Annotated in this window: 16 protein-coding genes and 1 tRNA gene; 16 read left to right on the plus strand and 1 reads right to left on the minus strand. The window is 70.6% G+C overall.

Going from position 1 to position 17365, the window contains the following annotated elements:
• The first annotated feature begins 4 nt into the window (after positions 1-4).
• The 9 genes from ACH35V_RS06795 to ACH35V_RS06835 all read left to right on the plus strand — a co-directional run bounded on the left by ACH35V_RS06795 (position 5) and on the right by ACH35V_RS06835 (position 7900).
• The gene (locus ACH35V_RS06795) at positions 5-2020 is read left to right on the plus strand and encodes a hypothetical protein (RefSeq protein WP_395970666.1); all 2016 of its coding nucleotides are present in this window, start codon (positions 5-7) and stop codon (positions 2018-2020) included.
• Between the two features lie 232 nt (positions 2021-2252).
• Positions 2253-2516: a hypothetical protein gene (locus ACH35V_RS06800; RefSeq protein ID WP_395970668.1), complete on the plus strand. Its 264-nt coding sequence runs from the start codon at positions 2253-2255 to the stop codon at positions 2514-2516.
• Between the two features lie 106 nt (positions 2517-2622).
• Positions 2623-2985 (plus strand): hypothetical protein, encoded by a 363-nt coding sequence (locus tag ACH35V_RS06805; protein ID WP_395970669.1) that lies wholly within the window; start codon positions 2623-2625, stop codon positions 2983-2985.
• Complete coding sequence (locus ACH35V_RS06810; protein WP_395970671.1) at positions 2982-3212, plus strand: hypothetical protein; 231 nt, start codon at positions 2982-2984, stop codon at positions 3210-3212. Before ACH35V_RS06805 ends, ACH35V_RS06810 begins: the two co-directional genes overlap by 4 nt.
• Positions 3209-4033: a hypothetical protein gene (locus ACH35V_RS06815; RefSeq protein WP_395970673.1), complete on the plus strand. Its 825-nt coding sequence runs from the start codon at positions 3209-3211 to the stop codon at positions 4031-4033. The genes ACH35V_RS06810 and ACH35V_RS06815 overlap by 4 nt, the downstream gene beginning before the upstream one ends.
• Entirely contained in the window at positions 4030-4989 is a 960-nt protein-coding gene (locus tag ACH35V_RS06820; protein ID WP_395970674.1) for a bifunctional DNA primase/polymerase, read from the plus strand. Before ACH35V_RS06815 ends, ACH35V_RS06820 begins: the two co-directional genes overlap by 4 nt.
• Entirely contained in the window at positions 4986-6155 is a 1170-nt protein-coding gene (locus ACH35V_RS06825; protein WP_395970676.1) for a DUF3631 domain-containing protein, read from the plus strand. Before ACH35V_RS06820 ends, ACH35V_RS06825 begins: the two co-directional genes overlap by 4 nt.
• 186 nt (positions 6156-6341) lie before the next feature.
• Positions 6342-6536, plus strand: coding sequence for a helix-turn-helix transcriptional regulator (locus ACH35V_RS06830; RefSeq protein WP_395970677.1), 195 nt, complete (start codon positions 6342-6344; stop codon positions 6534-6536).
• Positions 6533-7900, plus strand: a complete 1368-nt coding sequence (locus ACH35V_RS06835; protein WP_395970679.1) for a tyrosine-type recombinase/integrase — start codon at positions 6533-6535, stop codon at positions 7898-7900. The genes ACH35V_RS06830 and ACH35V_RS06835 overlap by 4 nt, the downstream gene beginning before the upstream one ends.
• 132 nt (positions 7901-8032) lie before the next feature.
• Here ACH35V_RS06835 and ACH35V_RS06840 read toward each other — a convergent pair.
• A tRNA-Arg gene (locus ACH35V_RS06840) sits at positions 8033-8104 on the minus strand.
• Positions 8105-8233: 129 nt separating this feature from the next.
• Between ACH35V_RS06840 and ACH35V_RS06845 the strand changes: the two genes are divergently transcribed.
• From ACH35V_RS06845 to rho, 7 genes are all read left to right on the plus strand, one after another.
• Positions 8234-8596: a response regulator transcription factor gene (locus ACH35V_RS06845; protein WP_138649149.1), complete on the plus strand. Its 363-nt coding sequence runs from the start codon at positions 8234-8236 to the stop codon at positions 8594-8596.
• 10 nt (positions 8597-8606) lie between these two features.
• Positions 8607-9293: a DALR anticodon-binding domain-containing protein gene (locus tag ACH35V_RS06850; RefSeq protein ID WP_395970681.1), complete on the plus strand. Its 687-nt coding sequence runs from the start codon at positions 8607-8609 to the stop codon at positions 9291-9293.
• Positions 9290-10681 carry a diaminopimelate decarboxylase gene (gene lysA, locus ACH35V_RS06855; RefSeq protein ID WP_395970682.1) on the plus strand — a complete coding sequence of 464 codons (1392 nt, stop codon included), beginning with the start codon at positions 9290-9292 and terminating at the stop codon, positions 10679-10681. The genes ACH35V_RS06850 and lysA overlap by 4 nt, the downstream gene beginning before the upstream one ends.
• A gap of 14 nt (positions 10682-10695) precedes the next feature.
• Positions 10696-11988, plus strand: a complete 1293-nt coding sequence (locus ACH35V_RS06860) for a homoserine dehydrogenase (protein ID WP_395971141.1) — start codon at positions 10696-10698, stop codon at positions 11986-11988.
• A gap of 182 nt (positions 11989-12170) precedes the next feature.
• Positions 12171-13238, plus strand: coding sequence for a threonine synthase (thrC, locus tag ACH35V_RS06865; protein ID WP_395970684.1), 1068 nt, complete (start codon positions 12171-12173; stop codon positions 13236-13238).
• A 15-nt stretch (positions 13239-13253) separates the two neighbouring features.
• Entirely contained in the window at positions 13254-14222 is a 969-nt protein-coding gene (thrB, locus tag ACH35V_RS06870; protein ID WP_395970685.1) for a homoserine kinase, read from the plus strand.
• 454 nt (positions 14223-14676) lie between these two features.
• Entirely contained in the window at positions 14677-16818 is a 2142-nt protein-coding gene (rho, locus tag ACH35V_RS06875) for a transcription termination factor Rho (RefSeq protein ID WP_395970687.1), read from the plus strand.
• Positions 16819-17365: the final 547 nt, after the last annotated feature.

The raw sequence follows: 17365 nt of genomic DNA on the forward strand, positions 1-17365 counted from the left end.
GGTCATGGCCACCAAGAACACTCTCAAGAGCACCCAGCTCGCGACCGTGGACGACGCGTCGTGGGACAGGTTCAAGGCTGCCCAAGCGTCCAAGCTCGCCGTCCTCGCCCCGCCGTGGCTGGTCTGGCCGGTCGTCGCCGGTCTGGGCCACGCCGCCCACAACCTGTGGGGGACCGGGCAGGGCGCCGCGTGGTCGGCGATGGGCCTCACCCTGGGGACCGGGGTCCTGTCCGGCGTGACGTGGCTGGTCTCCCACACCCGCGGCATCCTCGGCCGCGGGTCGGCGACCGTGACCACGTTCGCGACCGGGATGTGGGTCACCTCCTGCTCGGTCGCTGGCATCGGCCAACCGGTCGTCACCTGGTTCTTCCTGGCCGGTGGGGTGGTGACCTGCACGGGCTGGAACATCCGGACCGTGATCCGGAGCAAGGCCGGACTGTCCGGCGTCACTGACCCGCTGGCGTTCCTGTTCGATCAGGGCAAGGACCGCACTGGCCTGGACGGCGCCCGCTTGGCCACGGTCAAGGCCGGTGACCGCAAGATCGACGCCGCGATGGCGCTGCCCGCCGGTCAGAAGACCGTGAGCGACGTGCAGAAGAAGACCGAGCACATCGAGGGCGCTATGGGCCTGCCGCCCGGCACCATCACCGTGGCCGCCGACACCGATCGCGCCGACCGCGCCAAGGTCACCCTGTCCGACCCGCGCATCATGCGGGCCCCGATCCCCTGGCCCGGCCCGTCCCTGCCCGGCGCGTCGATCGCCGAACCGGTCCGTCCGGGGGTGTGGCAGGACGGCGACGACGTCGCCGACACCATCCCCGGCAGCCACCGGCAGTTCATGGGCAAGACCGGCTCGGGCAAGTCCATCGGCGGGGCGTGGGACTACCTCGCCGAGATCATCACCCGGCACGACGTGGCCGTGTTCGCCGCCGACATCACCAAGGGTGAACAGACCCTCGGCCCGCTCCGCCCCGCCCTGCACCGCTTCGAGACCACGAAGACTGGTGTCCGGTCCCTGATCAACCACCTCCAAGCGCAGCTCAAACCCCGTACCGACTGGCTGTCGGCGCGCGGGTACGTCAACTGGGAACCCGGGTGCGGGCTGGCCTACTGGGTGCTGTGGCTGGAGGAGTTCCCCGACATCGGCGAGGCCCTCGGCGACAAGGGCATGGACACCTTCCTCAAGCTGCTCAAGGCGCTCCGGTCCGCTGGCGGGTCCATCGTCATGAGCCTGCAGCGCTCGGACTGGACGCAAATGCCCACCATCGCCCGCGGCCAGCTCGCCAACGTCTGCTTCGGAGTCGCCAACTCCCACGACGCCGCGTTCGGCCTCTCCGAGGCGCAAGACGACGCTGGCGCCCGCCCGGAGCTGTGGGGGTCCTCTCAGCCCGGCATGGCCTATCTGGACGCCCCTGGTATCCCCGCGGAGCGCATCGCGATGCCGCTGCGCACCTTCGCATGGCTCGATGCTCACGGGAAGCCCGACACCGCCGCCATCGCCGCCCACGCCGCCGACTGGCCCGCCGCCAGCAAGACCGCGGACGAGTTCACCGCAGCCATCACCACGAGCGCCACCACCGGCGGAACGGCCGCGGCCCGGCCGGTCGCCGAGATCGACCCGCCCGACACCGCCCAGGACAACGACGAGCGGGAGGACGACGACCGGGGATGGTCCGCCGCCGACGACCTGACCACCGAAGACCCCGACCCGACCATCACCGCCGACATGGACGACCCGATCGTGGACGACCCCGACGACCAAGAGTGGGAGTTCACCCGGCCCGAACCCGCCATGACCGCCGCCCAGGCCCGTCAGGCGCTGCGTGACCGCATCGCCGCATGGCACGCCGAGGGCCGCGCCGACTTCACCACCGCCGACCTGTCGGAGATCTGGACCAGCGCCGGTCTGTCCCGCCAATGGGCACAGAACCAAATCCGCCGACTGCGCGAACACGGCGTGCTCGGCTACGACGACGACGCCCAACGGCACCTGCTGCTCGCCGTCCCCGACGCCGCCTGACCACCCGCAGCCGTGCGCATGCACGCGTGCGCACGGCTGCGCGCAGGCCGCGCCCGAACGCAAGTTGATCATGGTGCAACGAGTGCCATGACCAGGTGCAACGCGGGGGTGCAAGGCCCCCTGCAACACCCGGGTGCAACACCCCTGTGGCACCCCCGCCGACCAGCAAACCAACCCCCAAACCCCCGCCCGCCCGCAACACCACCCGCAAATGCCGAGAAAGGACGCCGCCATGAGCGCCCCGAAGATCCGTGTCATCAAGGCCCGGCTGTCCGGCGAAGGCGACGACGCGGGCGCCGTCGCCGAGCTGCTCGCCCGGTTGCTGCCCGCGCTGTCGGAGGGCCGCTGCCAGGTCGGCGAGATCTCGCCCGCCTACCCCAACCGCCGCGGGACCGGCGCCCGCCGCTACTTCGACCTCTACCTGATCAACCCCGACACCACCGGACGCACCGGCACCGAGGACCGGCCCGGCGCCCGGCCGCCGCTGCCGGGCTAGGACGCAAAGCGGCCCTCGGCGCACAAGCCACCAAGCACGCCGCCGAGGGCCTGCCCCCAACCGATTCACGGACCCCAGCAGGGCCCTAGAAGGAGGCACCACCATCATGACACTGCCTGCCCCCGACCCGGCCGACTTCCCGCCGGTCCAGCAATGGCCGATCGTCACCCCGCCCGACTGCCCCCTGTGCGACCGGCCCGCCGACGTGGTGTTCATCGGACCCGCCACCCTCTACGACGGCGCCGAGGTCAACGCCTGGCACTGCCGCGCCTGCCGCCACGACTGGCACATCCCCGTCACCCGCTGGCCCGTCGAAGACGGCCCCAACTGCCCGCACTGCCTCACCCGGGACACCTTCTGGGCCGCGCTGGCCCTCGACATCCCCGGCGACCTGTGGCACTGCACGTACGGCCACGAATTCGTCCTCACCCCCGCCGGTGACATCGTCCGACCCCAGGACGCCGCATGACCCGCCCGCGTATCGGCCTGGACTGGCGCTCGGCCGTCCATTGGGGCGGTGGCCGGCGCCTGCCGTGCGTGCACTGCGGTGAGGGCGCGTTCTGCCGGGACGAGACCGGCCGCCCTAGCCACAAGACGTGCGCCGAGACCGTCATGCGCTACGCCGCCGACCTCGCCGCGCGGAACGGCGCCGACGACGCCTCCGGCGCCCTGGGGCTGGACGGTGAGGCCGCATGACCGCGCTCGGCTCCGAGGGGGCGCCGCTGTTCTACCTCGGCGCCCACCAACCGCACTGGCTGTGGATCGCCCGGTTCCCGCTGTTCGTCTCGCACCGCCAGCTCGCGCGCAAGGCTCGGCTACGTCCGGCGACCTGCCGCGCCGCGCTGGACTCGGGAGGGTTCACCGAACTGACGCTCAACGGCCGGTGGACCACCACGCCCGCCCAGTACGCCGAAGCGGTCACCCGCTACACCGAGCAACTCGGCGTCCTGGACTTCGCCGCGCCGATGGACTGGATGTGCGAACCGTTCATGATCGAACGGACCGGCCTGAGCGTCCGCGAACACCAAGACCGCACCGTCGCCAACTACCTCGACCTGCGCGCGCTGGCTCCCGCCGTGCCGTGGCTTCCCGTTCTGCAGGGCTGGACCCTGCCTGACTACCTGCGGTGCTGCGAGCTGTACGCCTCCGCTGGCGTGGACCTGGCCGCGCTGCCGCGAGTGGGACTGGGCTCGGTATGCCGCCGCCAGAACACCGGCGAGATCGGGCACATCGTGACCACCCTCGCCGCCCGCGGACTGCGTTTGCACGGGTTCGGCGTCAAGACCGGCGGACTACAGCGCTACGGCCACCACCTGGCCTCCGCCGACTCCATGGCATGGAGCTACAACGCCCGCCGTCTGCCGCCCCTGCCTGGCTGTCAGACGCATAAGAACTGCGCGAACTGCCTCACCTACGCCACCGCGTGGCGCGCCCGCCTGCTGACCGGCCTGGCCGCCCGCGGCCACCAAACCGACCTGTTCCCCCTGCCGACGCCAACCGAAGGGACGGCCGCATGACCACCACCCGTTCCGGTGCCCGCGCCGCCGAGGTGGCCGAAGCCGCGCTGGCGTGCGCCGCGCGCCGCTGGCACGTCTTCCCGCTCCGGCCGCGCGACAAGCGCCCGCTGGCCCGGTTCACCGACTGGGAGGCCCACGCCACCACCGACCCGGCCCGGATCCGCGCGTTCTGGGAACGTGGCCCGGCCTTCAACGCCGCGGTCGCGTGCGGCCCGTCCGGGCTGGTGGTGATCGACCTCGACACCCCCAAGCCCGGCCAGACACCGCCGCCCGAGTGGGACAAGCCCGGCGTCAACGACGGCGCCGACGTGCTCGCCGTCCTCGCCGAGCGGCACGGCGAGCCGTTCCCGCTGGACACCTTCACCGTGACCACCCGGCGCGGCGGAACGCACCTGTACTTCACCGCCCCATCCGGCGCCGAGCTGCGCAACACCTCCGGACGGCACGCCACCGGCCTGGGATGGCTCATCGACACCCGCGCCGCCGGTGGTTACGTCGTCGCACCCGGCAGCTTCGTGGACCTGCCGGACGGAACCGGCCCCTACCGCATCGCCAACGACGCCGCGCCCGCCCCGCTCCCGGAATGGCTGGCCCGACTGCTCACCGCCCCGCGCCCGGCTTCTCCCTTGGGTGCCCCGCCGATTGCCGGGACCGTGGCCGACCTACCCGCCTACGTCCAAGCGGCACTCAAGGGAGAAGCCGCGCGGGTCACCTCGGCTGTGGCCGGTGGCCGCAACCACGCCCTCAACAAGGCCGCCTACAACCTCGGCCGTCTCACCGGCGCCGGTGCCCTCGACACCGACACGGCCGCGACCGTGCTGTTTGAGGCCGCCGCCGTGCACTTCGGACCCACCAGCGCCGATGTCACTCCGGCCGAGGCGCGCGCCACCATCCGTTCCGCGCTCGCCGCGGGCGCCCGCAACCCGCGCACCATCACCAGGGGGAACCCCGCATGACCACATCCGACGACCAACCGCCGATCGACGGCGCCGCCCTGCTGGACACCGTGCACGACGCGCTGACCCGCTACGTCGTGCTCCCGTCCCCGCAGGCCGCCGACGCCGTGACGCTGTGGATCGCCGCCACGCACGCGCAACCGGCGTGGCCGCACGCGCCGCGGCTGGTCATCCGCGGCCCGGAAAAGCGGTGCGGCAAGTCCCGGCTGCTGGACGTGACCGAGGCGACGTGCCACACCCCGTTCATCACCGTGAATTCCTCGCCCGCCGCGGTCTACCGGTCCATCACCGACGACCCGCCCACTCTGCTGGTGGACGAAGCCGACACCATCTTCGGCGCCAAAGCCGAGGGCAATGAGGACCTGCGTGGACTGCTGAACGCCGGTCACCAGCGCAACCGGCCCGCCAAGCGCTACGACGCCAACGCCAACCGGGTCGAATCCATCCCCACGTTCGCGATGGCCGCGCTCGCCGGTATCGGCGCGATGCCCGACACCATCGAAGACCGCGCCGTGGTCATCCGGATGCGCCGCCGCGCCCCCGGCGAAACTGTGGCTCCGTTCCGGTACAAGCGCGACCGGCCACCACTCCGCCAGCTCGCCGCCGACCTCGCCGCGTGGCTGCGCGCTGACCTCGCCACTTTGGAAGCCGCTGAACCGGCGATGCCGGTCGAAGACCGCGCCGCCGACACCTGGGAACCGCTGGTGGTCGTCGCCGACCACGCCGGAGGGCACTGGCCCGACCGCGCCCGCGTCGCCGTCCTGGCCCTGACCGCCGAGGCCGAGGGCAACGGCGAGATGTCCACCCGGCTCCGGCTGCTCACCGACTGCCGCGCTGCATTCGACACCGACACCGCCCTCCCTACCGCCGTCCTCCTGGACCGGCTCAAGACCGACGCCGAGGCGCCGTGGAACGACTACGGCCCCAACGGGCTGACGGCCATGAAGCTCGGCACCATCCTGCGCGAATACGAGATCCGATCCAGCAACATCCGGTTCCTGGACGGCACCCAGGCCAAGGGTTACCAGCGCGCCGACTTCACCGACGCATGGGCCCGGTACTGCCCCCAACCCGCCCCGGCCGAGGGCGAGAACGCCCCGGACGGCGGGGGTAGCCGTCCCAGCCGTCCCAGCCTCGTCATCGCAGGTCAACGCGGGACGGCTTAAAACCCTGGGACGGCTAAGCCGTCCCAGCCCGACAAGCCGTCCCAGCCTGACCAGCACAAATGACCCTGGGACGGCTGGGACGGCTACCCCTCACCCAACCCCCACACACGGCCCGGCGCACAAGCCGCCAAGCCCGCCGCCGGACCACCCCAACCGATCAACCGCACTGCGGAGGTGCACCAACCCATGACCGAGAGGTCAAAGACTTGGATCACGGTCCCGGAGATCCTCGAAGAACTCGACATCACGCGACGGACGTGGCAGCGCTGGCGCGCCCTCGGTAAGACGCCGCCCTGCACTGTTCTGCCCAATCGCAAGCTTCGGATTCGCCGCGTGGATTTCGAGAACTGGCTCTCTAGCCTGGAAGAGAGGGCCGCTTGAATAAGAGCTACGACGTCCGATTCTGGAACGTCACGGTTAAGAAGGGCAGGAAGCGGCCCTACGTCCTGCGCTGGCTGGTGGGCGGCAAGGTCCACACCAGACCGTTCACCATGCGAGAACTCGCAGAGAGCTTCAAGTCGGAACTCATTCAAGCCGCTCGGCGAGGTGAGGCGTTCGACGTCGACACCGGCCTCCCCGAGTCCATGATTCGCGCGGCGCTGTCTGTGAGCTGGTATCAGCACGCGCGGGACTACGTTGACGACCGGTGGGGCAAGGTGTCCGCCAAACAGCGAATCTCGATCGCTGAAACGCTCACTGCCGTGACCGTAGCTCTCACCGCCGACCACAAGGGCGCGCCGGATGCGGCGACGCTGCGGAACGCGCTCCGCCGCTGGGAGTACAACAAGACTCGGCGCGGCATCGACCGCCCCGCCGAGGTGGCCGCGGCGCTCAACTGGGTCCGAAAGACAGCCGTGCCGCTGGCGGACCTCGCCGAGTTCGAGGGCATCACGCTGGCCCTCGGCGCGTGCGCGCTAAAGCTCGACGGCACCCCAGCCGCCCCGAGTTACTACACGCGGCGCCGACGCGTTCTCTACAACGTGCTGAAGTACGCCGTCCAGCGGAAACGCCTCGCGGTCAACCCAATCGACGGCCTCGACTGGAAACCGACCGAAGATGACGAAGTGTGGGAGGAAGTAGACCCGGCCGCCGTACCCTCGCCACGGCAAATGGCGGAACTGCTGACGGCGGTCAGCTACGCCGGACCTCGGCGAGGCCCTCGAATGGTCGCGTTCTTCGCGTGCGTCTACTACGCCATGATGCGGCCCGGCGAGGTCGTCTCTCTGCGCGAATCCGACTGCGATCTACCGGCGACGGGATGGGGTCGACTGATGCTCGCCGGTTCCAAGCCCTCAGTTGGAACCGAGTGGACTGATTCCGGTGAGTACCACGATGACCGCGGACTCAAAGGGCGAAATCGCAAGGCCAAGCGTCCGGTGCCGATCCCGCCGGAACTCGTCCGGATCGTGCGGGACCACATCAACCGGTACGGCGTTGCCCCGGACGGCCGGTTGTTCCGCACGGAGCGCGGGGGAGTGCTACTCCCGTCCGGCTACGGGCGCACCTGGCACAAGGCACGCACGCTCGCCCTGGCGCCCGCCGAGGAGGCGTCCGACCTCGCCCGGCGCCCGTACGACCTCCGTCACGCCGGCGTCTCGCTGCGGCTCAACGCCGGGGTGCCACCCACCCAGGTCGCCGAGTGGGCAGGCCACAGTGTGGAGGTGCTGTTGAAGATCTACGCCAAGGTCATCGCCGGTCAGGACCACGTGTGGCTAGGCCGCATAGACGACGCGCTCGACGGCTAGCGACTGGAACACAAATGGAACGCGTTCCGTGGCATTCCGCGTCCCGTGGTGGCATCTGATGTCACATGGCCCATGAACGACAAGAGCCGGTTTCCGCAGGTCAAGTGCGGGAACCGGCTGTTCGTTTAGGTGCGCCCCCTGCAGGATTCGAACCTGCGCACACGGCTCCGGAGGCCGTTGCTCTATCCCCTGAGCTAAGGGGGCGTGCGCGCCCCTGGGCGGCGCGGTAGAAGATTACCAGGGTTGGCGGGGTGACGCGCACGTGGGCGTTCGCCGTGCGTCACGGGGGTGGAGTGGGCTAACTTCGAGGCCGTGACCGAGCCACTGGGACGCGTGCTGGTCGTCGATGATGACGAGGTGATCCGCCAGCTCATCGCCGTGAACCTGCAACTGGAGGGGTTCGAGGTGTCGACCGCGGTGGACGGTCAGGACTGCCTGGAGAAGGTGGCCGAGGTGCGGCCGGACGTGATCACGCTGGACGTGATGATGCCCAGGCTGGACGGGTGGGTGACGGCGGTCCGGCTGCGCGAGGACCCGGAGACCGCGCACATCAGGGTCGTGATGATTACGGCACGCGCGCAGGAGCACGATGTGCGCAGGGGGCATGAGATCGGGGTCGACGCCTACGTGACCAAGCCGTTCGACCCCAATCAGCTGATCCAGACCGTGCGGAAGCTCGCCGCGGTGGCCGGATAGTCTCACCGGTGTGACTTCAGCCGATGTGAGCGGTGCTCTTGTGGGCGCGGTGCGGGACGCCGTGGCCGAGGGTGAGCTTGATGTGTCGGTGCCTGATGAGGTCGTTGTTTTCAGCCGGGGTGTTGGGGTTTACGAGAGTCCTGTGGCGTTGCGGCTTGGGGTCGATCCGGGGGTGATCGCGCGGCGGGTCGGGGGGTCTGTCAGTGGGAGCGGGTTCGTGCGGGTTGTCCTGTCGGTAGACGACGTGGTGGACGGGGTTCTGAAGGGTTTTGACGGCGTGCGGGTCAAGGGTGGGTGGAGTGAATGGCCTCGGACGTTTGAGAATCCAGGGTTTTCGGTGCGGTACGCCTATGCGCGGGCCTGTTGGGTGGGGCGTTGGGCTTTGGAGCTTGGGATCGGGCGGGGGCCGTTGCGGGACGTCCAAGCGGAGGAGCTTGAGCTTGTGGGGGCGCTGGGGGATGTGCGGGGGAGAGTCCTTCAAGCGGAGCGGGAACGGGATGCGAGGCCGCTGATGTTCTGTTTGGAAAGAGTGGCCGGGGCGTACCACGACGTCCACGAGCGGTGTCCTGCCGTGCCGAAGGGCGATGAGGCCCCGGGGGCGGTGCACGAGGGACGGGTCGGCTTGGCGGAGGCCGTGAAGGTCGTCCTCGGCGATGGGCTGAACATGATCGGTGAGACCCCTAGAGAGCGGATATGAGTCGAGTACATCCTGCTGGGCCGCGGCATGCCGACGTTCTGCCGGAGGACCATCCGGTCGGTCCAGCGGACGATCTGAACGCGTTGGAGCCTGCGGTCTGGCCGCGGAGCGCCAAGCGGGTCGGCGGTGTCCTGACGGTCGGCGGTGTCGATGTGCGGGATCTCGCACGGGAGTATGGGACGCCTCTGTACGTCTATGACGAGGAGGACGTGCGGAGCCGTGCGCGGGAGTATGCGGCGGCCTTCCATGACGGCGACGTGCATTACGCCGGTAAGGCGTTCCTCTGTACTGCTGTCGCGCGGTGGCTGAAGGAAGAGGGCCTCGGCCTGGACGTGTGTAGTGGGGGCGAACTCGCCATTGCGTTGGCTGCAGGGTTCCCTACTGAGCGCATCACTTTGCATGGGAGCAACAAGGCGTCCTGGGAGATTGAGCAGGCGCTTGATGCCGGCGTCGGACGGATCGTGCTGGATTCCTTCGAGGAGATAGCCCGGCTGGGTTATCTCGCCCAGGAGAAGGGTGTCCGGGCCAAGGTGATGGTCCGCGTCACTACGGGTGTCGAGGCGCACACACATGAGTTCATCGCGACAGCCCATGACGACCAGAAGTTCGGGTTCTCCAGGAGTTCCGGGGCCGCTCTGGAGGCGGTGCGGAGGGTACTTGAGCTGAAGCAGTTGGAGCTTGTGGGGCTGCACAGCCATATCGGGTCCCAGATTTTCGATGTGGACGGTTTCGAGGTGGCCGCGCACAGGCTCGCCGAGTTGCTGGTGGCCATCCGGGACGAGCACGGAATCGAGCTTCCGGAGCTGGACCTTGGGGGCGGCTACGGGATCGCGTACGTGCCCGGTGAGGAGCCGCACGACCCGAAGTCCATCGCGGACGGGCTGCGCGGCATCGTGGCGCGCGAGTGCCGGGCGTACGGGCTGGCCATGCCGCAACTGACCGTGGAGCCCGGACGGGCCATCATCGGTCCGGGCGGCGTCACGGTGTACGAGGTCGGGACGGTGAAGGACGTCGAGGGCCTGCGCACCTACGTGTCGGTGGACGGCGGCATGAGCGACAACCTGCGGACCGCGCTGTACGGCGCCGAATACACCGGGGCGCTGGCGAGCCGGTCGTCCGACGCATCGCCCATGCTCAGTAGGCTTGTCGGCAAGCACTGCGAAAGCGGCGACATTGTGGTGCGGGACCTGTGGTTCCCCGAAGATATTGCGCCGGGGGACCTTGTGGCGGTGGCGGCGACCGGTGCGTACTGTCGGTCGATGGCCAGCAACTACAACCACGTCCCGAAGCCCGCCGTGGTGGCGGTGAGGGACGGCAGGTCGCGCGTGATCGTCCGCCGGGAGAGCGCGGAGGACCTGCTGCGGCTCGATGCGGAGGTCGAAGCGTGAAACGCGGACTGCGCGTGGCGCTGCTCGGTTGCGGCGTGGTCGGGACGGAGGTCGTCCGGCTGCTGAACGAGCAGGCCGACGATCTCGCCGCGCGGGTCGGGGCGCCGCTGGAGCTGGCCGGGATCGCGGTGCGGCGGCCGGACCGGGTGCGCGAGGGCGTCGCCAGGGAGCTGCTGACGACGGACGCGCAGGCGCTGGTGACCAGGGACGACGTCGACATCATCATCGAGGTGATCGGCGGGATCGAGCCGGCCAGGTCGCTGATGCTGGAGGCGATGAAGTCCGGCAAGTCGGTCATCACGGCGAACAAGGCGCTGCTGGCGGAGGACGGCGCGACGCTGTTCGCGGCGGCCAGGGAGTACGGCGCCGACCTTTACTACGAGGCTTCTGTCGCGGGTGCCATTCCGCTGTTGCGGCCGCTGAGGGAGTCCTTGGTCGGCGACCATGTGCATCGGGTGCTCGGCATAGTGAACGGCACCACGAACTACATCCTCGACCAGATGGACACGCACGGCGCAGGGTTCAACGACGCGTTGGAGGAAGCGCAGTCGCTCGGCTACGCGGAGGCTGACCCGACCGCCGATGTGGAGGGTTTCGACGCGGCGGCCAAGGCGGCGATCCTGGCGCAGTTGGCGTTCCACACTCCGGTGACGGCCGCGGACGTCCATCGCGAAGGAATCACCGAAGTGAGCGCCGCCGACATAGCGGGCGCCCAGGGAATGGACTGCGTCGTCAAGCTTCTCGCCATATGCGAGCGCGTTCCTTCAGCGGACGGACACAACGGCAACGGCCGTGGGGTATCGGTTCGCGTCTATCCGGCGATGATTCCCAGGTCACACCCACTGGCGAGCGTCCGCGAGGCGTACAACGCGGTGTTCGTTGAGGCGAAGTCGGCCGGTTCGCTGATGTTCTATGGCGCGGGAGCCGGTGGAGCTCCGACGGCGTCTGCTGTGCTTGGCGATCTGGTCGCGGTGGCCAGGAATGTAGCCAGCGGTACGCCCGGCCCAGTGGAAGTGACGTATGCGGAGCTTCCCGTACTGCCGATGGGTGAGACGGTCACGCGCTACTACATCCAGGTGGACGTGACCGACGAGGCCGGTGTCCTCGCCACCGTCGCCGAAGAGTTCGCCAGGCACGGAGTGTCGATCCAGGCCGTCCGGCAGGTCGGGCTGGGCGAGGAGGCGCAGCTCGTGGTCGTGACGCACCGGGCCCCGGACGCGGCCCTGGCGGCGACCGTCGAGGGCCTCCGCGGGCTGGACATCGTCCGCGAGGTGACGAGCGTCATGCGCGTCGAAGGCGAGGAATGACCCCGCCGCCCCTAGGAATGACCTCCGCCTCGTAGGAGGTGGGCCCCGCCGTAAGAAACCCCCGTAGAGAGCCCGTCCGTAGGGGAATGTGTCCTGTCCGTAACCTGCGGCCCGGGGCCGGGGGAAACGCGGCGGCACCGGTAGACTCCCGGCAACATCGCAGGTCATTCAGGGAGACCGACGTGAACGCGAACGCCCGCCCGTGGCGCGGCCTGATCGAGGAGTACCGCGACCGGCTTCCGGTGTCGGACGCGACGCCGGTCGTCACCCTCCTGGAGGGTGGGACGCCGCTGCTGCCCGCCGGCCGGGTGTCCCAGCTGACCGGCTGCGACGTGTTCCTCAAGGTGGAGGGCGCGAACCCGACCGGGTCGTTCAAGGACCGCGGCATGACGGTGGCGATCAGCAAGGCCGCCGAGGACGGCGCGAAGGCGGTCATCTGCGCCTCGACCGGCAACACGTCCGCGTCCGCCGCCGCGTACGCGGTGCGGGCCGGGATGACGTGCGCGGTCCTCGTCCCCGCCGGCAAGATCGCGATGGGGAAGCTGGCGCAGGCGCTGGTGCACGGCGCGCGGCTCCTCCAGGTGGACGGCAACTTCGACGACTGCCTCGAACTGGCCCAGAAGCTGGCCGTCGACTATCCGGTGGCCCTCGTCAACTCCGTCAACAAGTACCGGCTGCAGGGCCAGAAGACGGCCGCGTTCGAGATCGTGGACGCCCTGGGCGACGCACCGGACGTCCACTGCCTGCCCGTCGGGAACGCCGGCAACATCTCCGCGTACTGGATGGGCTACAAGGAGTACGCAGACGGAAAGGCCGCCTCGAAGACCCCGCGCATGCTCGGCTTCCAGGCGTCCGGTGCGGCGCCGTTCGTGAAGGGCGAACCCGTCCTGAAACCGCAGACCATCGCGACCGCCATACGCATCGGCAACCCGGCGTCCTGGGATCTGGCGATCGCCGCGCGGGACGAGTCAGGCGGTGCCATCGATTCGGTCACCGACCGGCAGATCCTGGCCGCCTACCGGCTTCTCGCCAGGGAAGAGGGCGTTTTCGTTGAGCCCGCCTCTGCGGCGAGCGTCGCGGGCCTTCTGCAGGCGAGTGAGCAGGGTGTGGTCGCGTCCGGTTCCACGGTCGTCTGCACGGTGACGGGCAACGGCCTCAAGGACCCCGACTGGGCCATCTCAGGCGCGCCCGCCCCGACCACCATCAAGGTCGACGCGCATTCCGCCGCGTCGGAACTCGGCCTCACCTGACGTGAGCCGCAAGCCATGAGCCGCACGAACGGCGCGGGCTGGACGGAAGGGCCCGTCCTGGTCCGGACGCCGGCCACCAGCGCCAACCTCGGTCCCGGATTCGACTCGCTCGGCCTCGCGCTGTCCCTGTACGACGACGTCGAGGTCGAAGTCGGCACGGCGGACGGCGGCCTGGCGATCGAGGTGGACGGCGAAGGCGCCGAAGTCGCCGACCGGGCCGAGCGCCACCTCATCGTCAAGGTGCTCCGCCGCGCCTTCGACCTGCTCGATGACCTGGCCGGAACCGGACCTGTAACGCGCCCGGACGGCCTCCGCCTGCGCTGCCGCAACCGCATCCCGCACAGCCGCGGCCTCGGCTCGTCGTCCGCCGCGATCGTCGCCGGGATCGTCGCGGCCCGCGCGCTGCACCCGGCCGGGAAACTCCTGAGCGACGACGAGGCGCTGCGCCTCGCCACCGAGATCGAGGGGCATCCCGACAACGTCGCGCCGTGCCTCGCCGGCGGCCTGACCGTCGCCTGGACGACCCCGCGCGGCCCCCGGCTCGTCCGTTTGGAGACACAGATCACGCAGGTCACGGCGTTCGTCCCGGAGCAGCGCCTCGCGACGGAGCGGGCCCGCGGGCTGCTGCCCGAGACCGTCCCGCACGGCGACGCCGCCGCGAACGCCGGACGCGCCGCGCTGCTCATCGCGGCGCTCACCGGCGGCCTGGACGCGGACGTCCTCCTCGACGCGACCGAGGACCGCCTCCACCAGACCTACCGCGCGCCCGCGATGCCCGAGTCCGCCGCACTGGTCGGACGGCTCCGCGCCGCGGGCGTCCCGGCGGTGATCTCCGGGGCAGGACCTACTGTCCTGGCCTTCACAAGCGCATCACGAGTTGATTCGATAGTCCCCGAAGTGGGTAATGGGTGGCTCAAGCACCCGTTGGACGTCGCGACCCGCGGCGCACGCGTCGTGGCCGGAGAATCGGAGTTCCGGCCCTGATGGCGGCACCGCGGGCCGGGGGAGGCGTCTCGCCGCGGCCGACGCGGGTTCCGGCACGTTCCCGCTAGGTAAAATGCGAAGACATCGACCTCTGGGGAATAGCAGTGCGCCCTGGTGATGTTAGGCTGAATGCCGCACCAGATGCCCCGTTCGGGGCAGCGTGCTCGTCAGCCGCGCGTCACCTGACCGGCCTTTCGGCCGTGTCGGTCCCGCGTACTAGGCTTCCCGACACCGTGACATCCCGTTGTCCGGCATTCCAGCGAAACTTCGGACGTGGCGGTACCGGGAACACGTGCGAGCGAACCGTCCCGTCCACCATCTGGCTGTGCCCAGAACACGCAGATCCCGGCCCCACCGTGATCAGCGGAGCCCGTCCCGGCGCCCCCGCCGGGCCGCACTACCGGGTCGGCTGGCCGAACACCGGCCAACGCCCGCTCCCTGGGAAGGACCCTTAGTGAGCGAATCCAGCGAACTCCTTACGGACGCATCGAGCACGGGACCCGTCGACGCCGCGCAGGCCGCCGACGCCGAGCCCGCCACCCCCCGGCGCCGCCGGGCGGGCACCGGCCTGTCGGCCATGGTGCTGCCCGAGCTCAAGGCGCTCGCGTCCAGCCTCGGCATCACCGGTGTGACCGGGATGCGCAAGAGCCAGCTCATCGCGGCCATCCAGGAGAAGCAGGGCGGCCAGGGGCAGGGCTCGGCGGGGGGCGAGCAGGGAGACGCTGCCGCGGCCAAGCTCGACTCGGCCCAGCCCGACGCGGGACGCGCCGAGCGCCCCCGGCGGAGCCGCACGACCGCCAAGCGCGAGGTGTCCGACGACCAGGTGGCCCTCGCCGAGGTCTCGCCCGCGGGCGAGCAGGGCCAGGCCGCCGAGCAGGCGCCGTCGTCCGAGCAGGCGCCCGCCGCCGCACAGGCCGAGCAGGCCGGGACGGCGGAGAAGACGGAGCCGGCCGAGAGGCCGGAGAAGACGGAGCGGGACGGGCGCCAGGGCGGCCGGCAGCGCGAAAGGCAGGACCGCGGGGGCGAAGGACGCGGCGAGCGGGGCCGCGACCAGCGAGACCAGGGCCGGGAGCAGAACACCGAGGACGGCGAGTCCCAGGGCGGACGCGACGGGCGCGAGGGACGCGAGAACCGCGACGGCGGGCGCGAGGGACGCGAGGGCGGCGGACGCCAGCGCCAGCGCGGCGGCCGTGAGCGCGGAGAACGTGGAGAGCGCGGCGAGCGCGGAGAGCGCGGCGAAGGCCGCGACCGCGGCGAGCGCGGCGAGCGCGGTGACCGTGGCGAGCGCGGTGACCGCGGCGAGCAGGGCGGCGGCGGACGTCAGCGCGGCGGCCAGAGCCAGGGCGGCGGCCAGCACGACGACGACGAGAGCGGCGGCCGGAGCCGTCGCGGGCGCCGCTTCCGCGAGCGCAACCGCGGCCGTGGCCGCGAGCGCTACGAGGAGCCGGTGATCACCGAGGACGACGTCCTGATCCCGGTCGCGGGCATCCTCGACATCCTCGACAACTACGCGTTCGTCCGCACGACCGGGTACCTGCCCGGCCCGAACGACGTGTACGTGTCGCTGGCGCAGGTCCGCAAGAACGGGCTGCGCAAGGGCGACGTCATCACCGGGGCCGTCCGGCAGGCGCGCGAGGGCGAGCGGCGCGAGAAGTTCAACGCGCTGGTCCGCCTCGACACCGTCAACGGGGTGGAGCCCGACCAGGCCAAGGGCCGCGTCGACTTCAGCAAGCTGACCCCGCTGTACCCGCAGGAGCGGCTGCGCCTGGAGACCGACCCCGGCATCCTGACGACCCGGATCATCGACCTGGTGTCGCCGATCGGCAAGGGCCAGCGCGGCCTGATCGTGTCGCCGCCCAAGGCCGGCAAGACGATGGTGCTCCAGGCGATCGCCAACGCGATCACCAAGAACAACCCGGAGTGCCACCTGATGGTCGTCCTCGTGGACGAGCGTCCGGAGGAGGTCACCGACATGCAGCGGACGGTGAAGGGCGAGGTGATCCACTCGACCTTCGACCGTCCCGCCGAGGACCACACCACCGTCGCGGAGCTGGCCATCGAACGTGCTAAGCGGCTGGTGGAGCTGGGCCACGACGTGGTCGTGCTGCTCGACTCGATCACCCGGCTCGGCCGCGCCTACAACCTGGCGGCGCCCGCGTCCGGACGCATCCTGTCCGGCGGTGTCGACTCGACCGCGCTGTACCCGCCGAAGCGGTTCTTCGGCGCCGCCCGCAACATCGAGAACGGCGGCTCGCTGACCATCCTCGCCACCGCGCTGGTGGAGACCGGGTCCCGCATGGACGAGGTCATCTTCGAGGAGTTCAAGGGCACCGGCAACATGGAGCTGAAGCTCAACCGGGGCCTGGCCGACAAGCGGATCTTCCCCGCGGTGGACGTCGACGCGTCCAGCACCCGCAAGGAGGAGATCCTCATGGCGCCGGAGGAGCTGCGCGTCGTCTGGCAGCTCCGCCGCGTCCTGCACGCGCTCGACATGCAGCAGGCGCTGGAACTCCTCCTGGAGAAGATGAAGGAGACGAAGTCGAACGCCGAGTTCCTGCTGCAGGTCCAGAAGACGACGGTCTCCGACGACCGCTGAGCCTGAACGCCGCACGCCCCCGCCCGGAACGGTCCCGGCCGGGGGCGTCCCGCGTCCCCCCGGCGCCGCGTTCGCCCCGCGTCCGGACCTCGCCCCGCCCCGCGCCGCGTCCGCGTCCGCCCCCGCGCCGCGTCCGCGTCCGCCCCCGCGCCGCGTCCGCCCCGCCCCGCCCCGCGCCGCGTCCGCCCCGCCCCGCGCCGCGTCCGCCCCGCCCCGCGCCGCGTCCGCCCTGCGTCCGCCCCGCGCCGCGTTCGCCCCGCCTCGCGTTCGCCCTGTCTCGCGTTCGCCCCGCGTCTGCCCCCGCCCCGCGCTGCGTCCGCCCCCGCCCCGGCCGCGCAACGACCCCCACTGTCGCGATCGCGTCCGAAGGCAGGTTTCGAGCTCGCGAGAAACCTGATCGCGAAGCGAGCCGCCAGGCGAGACGGAGCGATGCCAGCGATCGCACGCATTTCTCGACGATGGAGGGCCCCCAGGGCCCGAAGGAGGAGAGAAAGGCAATAAGAAGGTGGGGTTAGCCCCACCCTCGAATGGGCGGCGGACATCATGG

Source organism: Actinomadura sp. 1N219 (assembly GCF_044326405.1).
GTDB lineage: Bacteria > Actinomycetota > Actinomycetes > Streptosporangiales > Streptosporangiaceae > Spirillospora.

Excerpts from the sequence above, each read along its gene's own strand:
- ACH35V_RS06795 (WP_395970666.1), top strand. The coding sequence starts at position 5 with ATGGCCACCAAGAACACTCTCAAGAGCACCCAGCTCGCGACCGTGGAC.
- ACH35V_RS06800 (WP_395970668.1), top strand. The coding sequence starts at position 2,253 with ATGAGCGCCCCGAAGATCCGTGTCATCAAGGCCCGGCTGTCCGGCGAA.
- ACH35V_RS06805 (WP_395970669.1), top strand. The coding sequence starts at position 2,623 with ATGACACTGCCTGCCCCCGACCCGGCCGACTTCCCGCCGGTCCAGCAA.
- ACH35V_RS06810 (WP_395970671.1), top strand. The coding sequence starts at position 2,982 with ATGACCCGCCCGCGTATCGGCCTGGACTGGCGCTCGGCCGTCCATTGG.
- ACH35V_RS06815 (WP_395970673.1), top strand. The coding sequence starts at position 3,209 with ATGACCGCGCTCGGCTCCGAGGGGGCGCCGCTGTTCTACCTCGGCGCC.
- ACH35V_RS06820 (WP_395970674.1), top strand. The coding sequence starts at position 4,030 with ATGACCACCACCCGTTCCGGTGCCCGCGCCGCCGAGGTGGCCGAAGCC.
- ACH35V_RS06825 (WP_395970676.1), top strand. The coding sequence starts at position 4,986 with ATGACCACATCCGACGACCAACCGCCGATCGACGGCGCCGCCCTGCTG.
- ACH35V_RS06830 (WP_395970677.1), top strand. The coding sequence starts at position 6,342 with ATGACCGAGAGGTCAAAGACTTGGATCACGGTCCCGGAGATCCTCGAA.
- lysA (WP_395970682.1), top strand. The coding sequence starts at position 9,290 with ATGAGTCGAGTACATCCTGCTGGGCCGCGGCATGCCGACGTTCTGCCG.
- thrB (WP_395970685.1), top strand. The coding sequence starts at position 13,254 with ATGAGCCGCACGAACGGCGCGGGCTGGACGGAAGGGCCCGTCCTGGTC.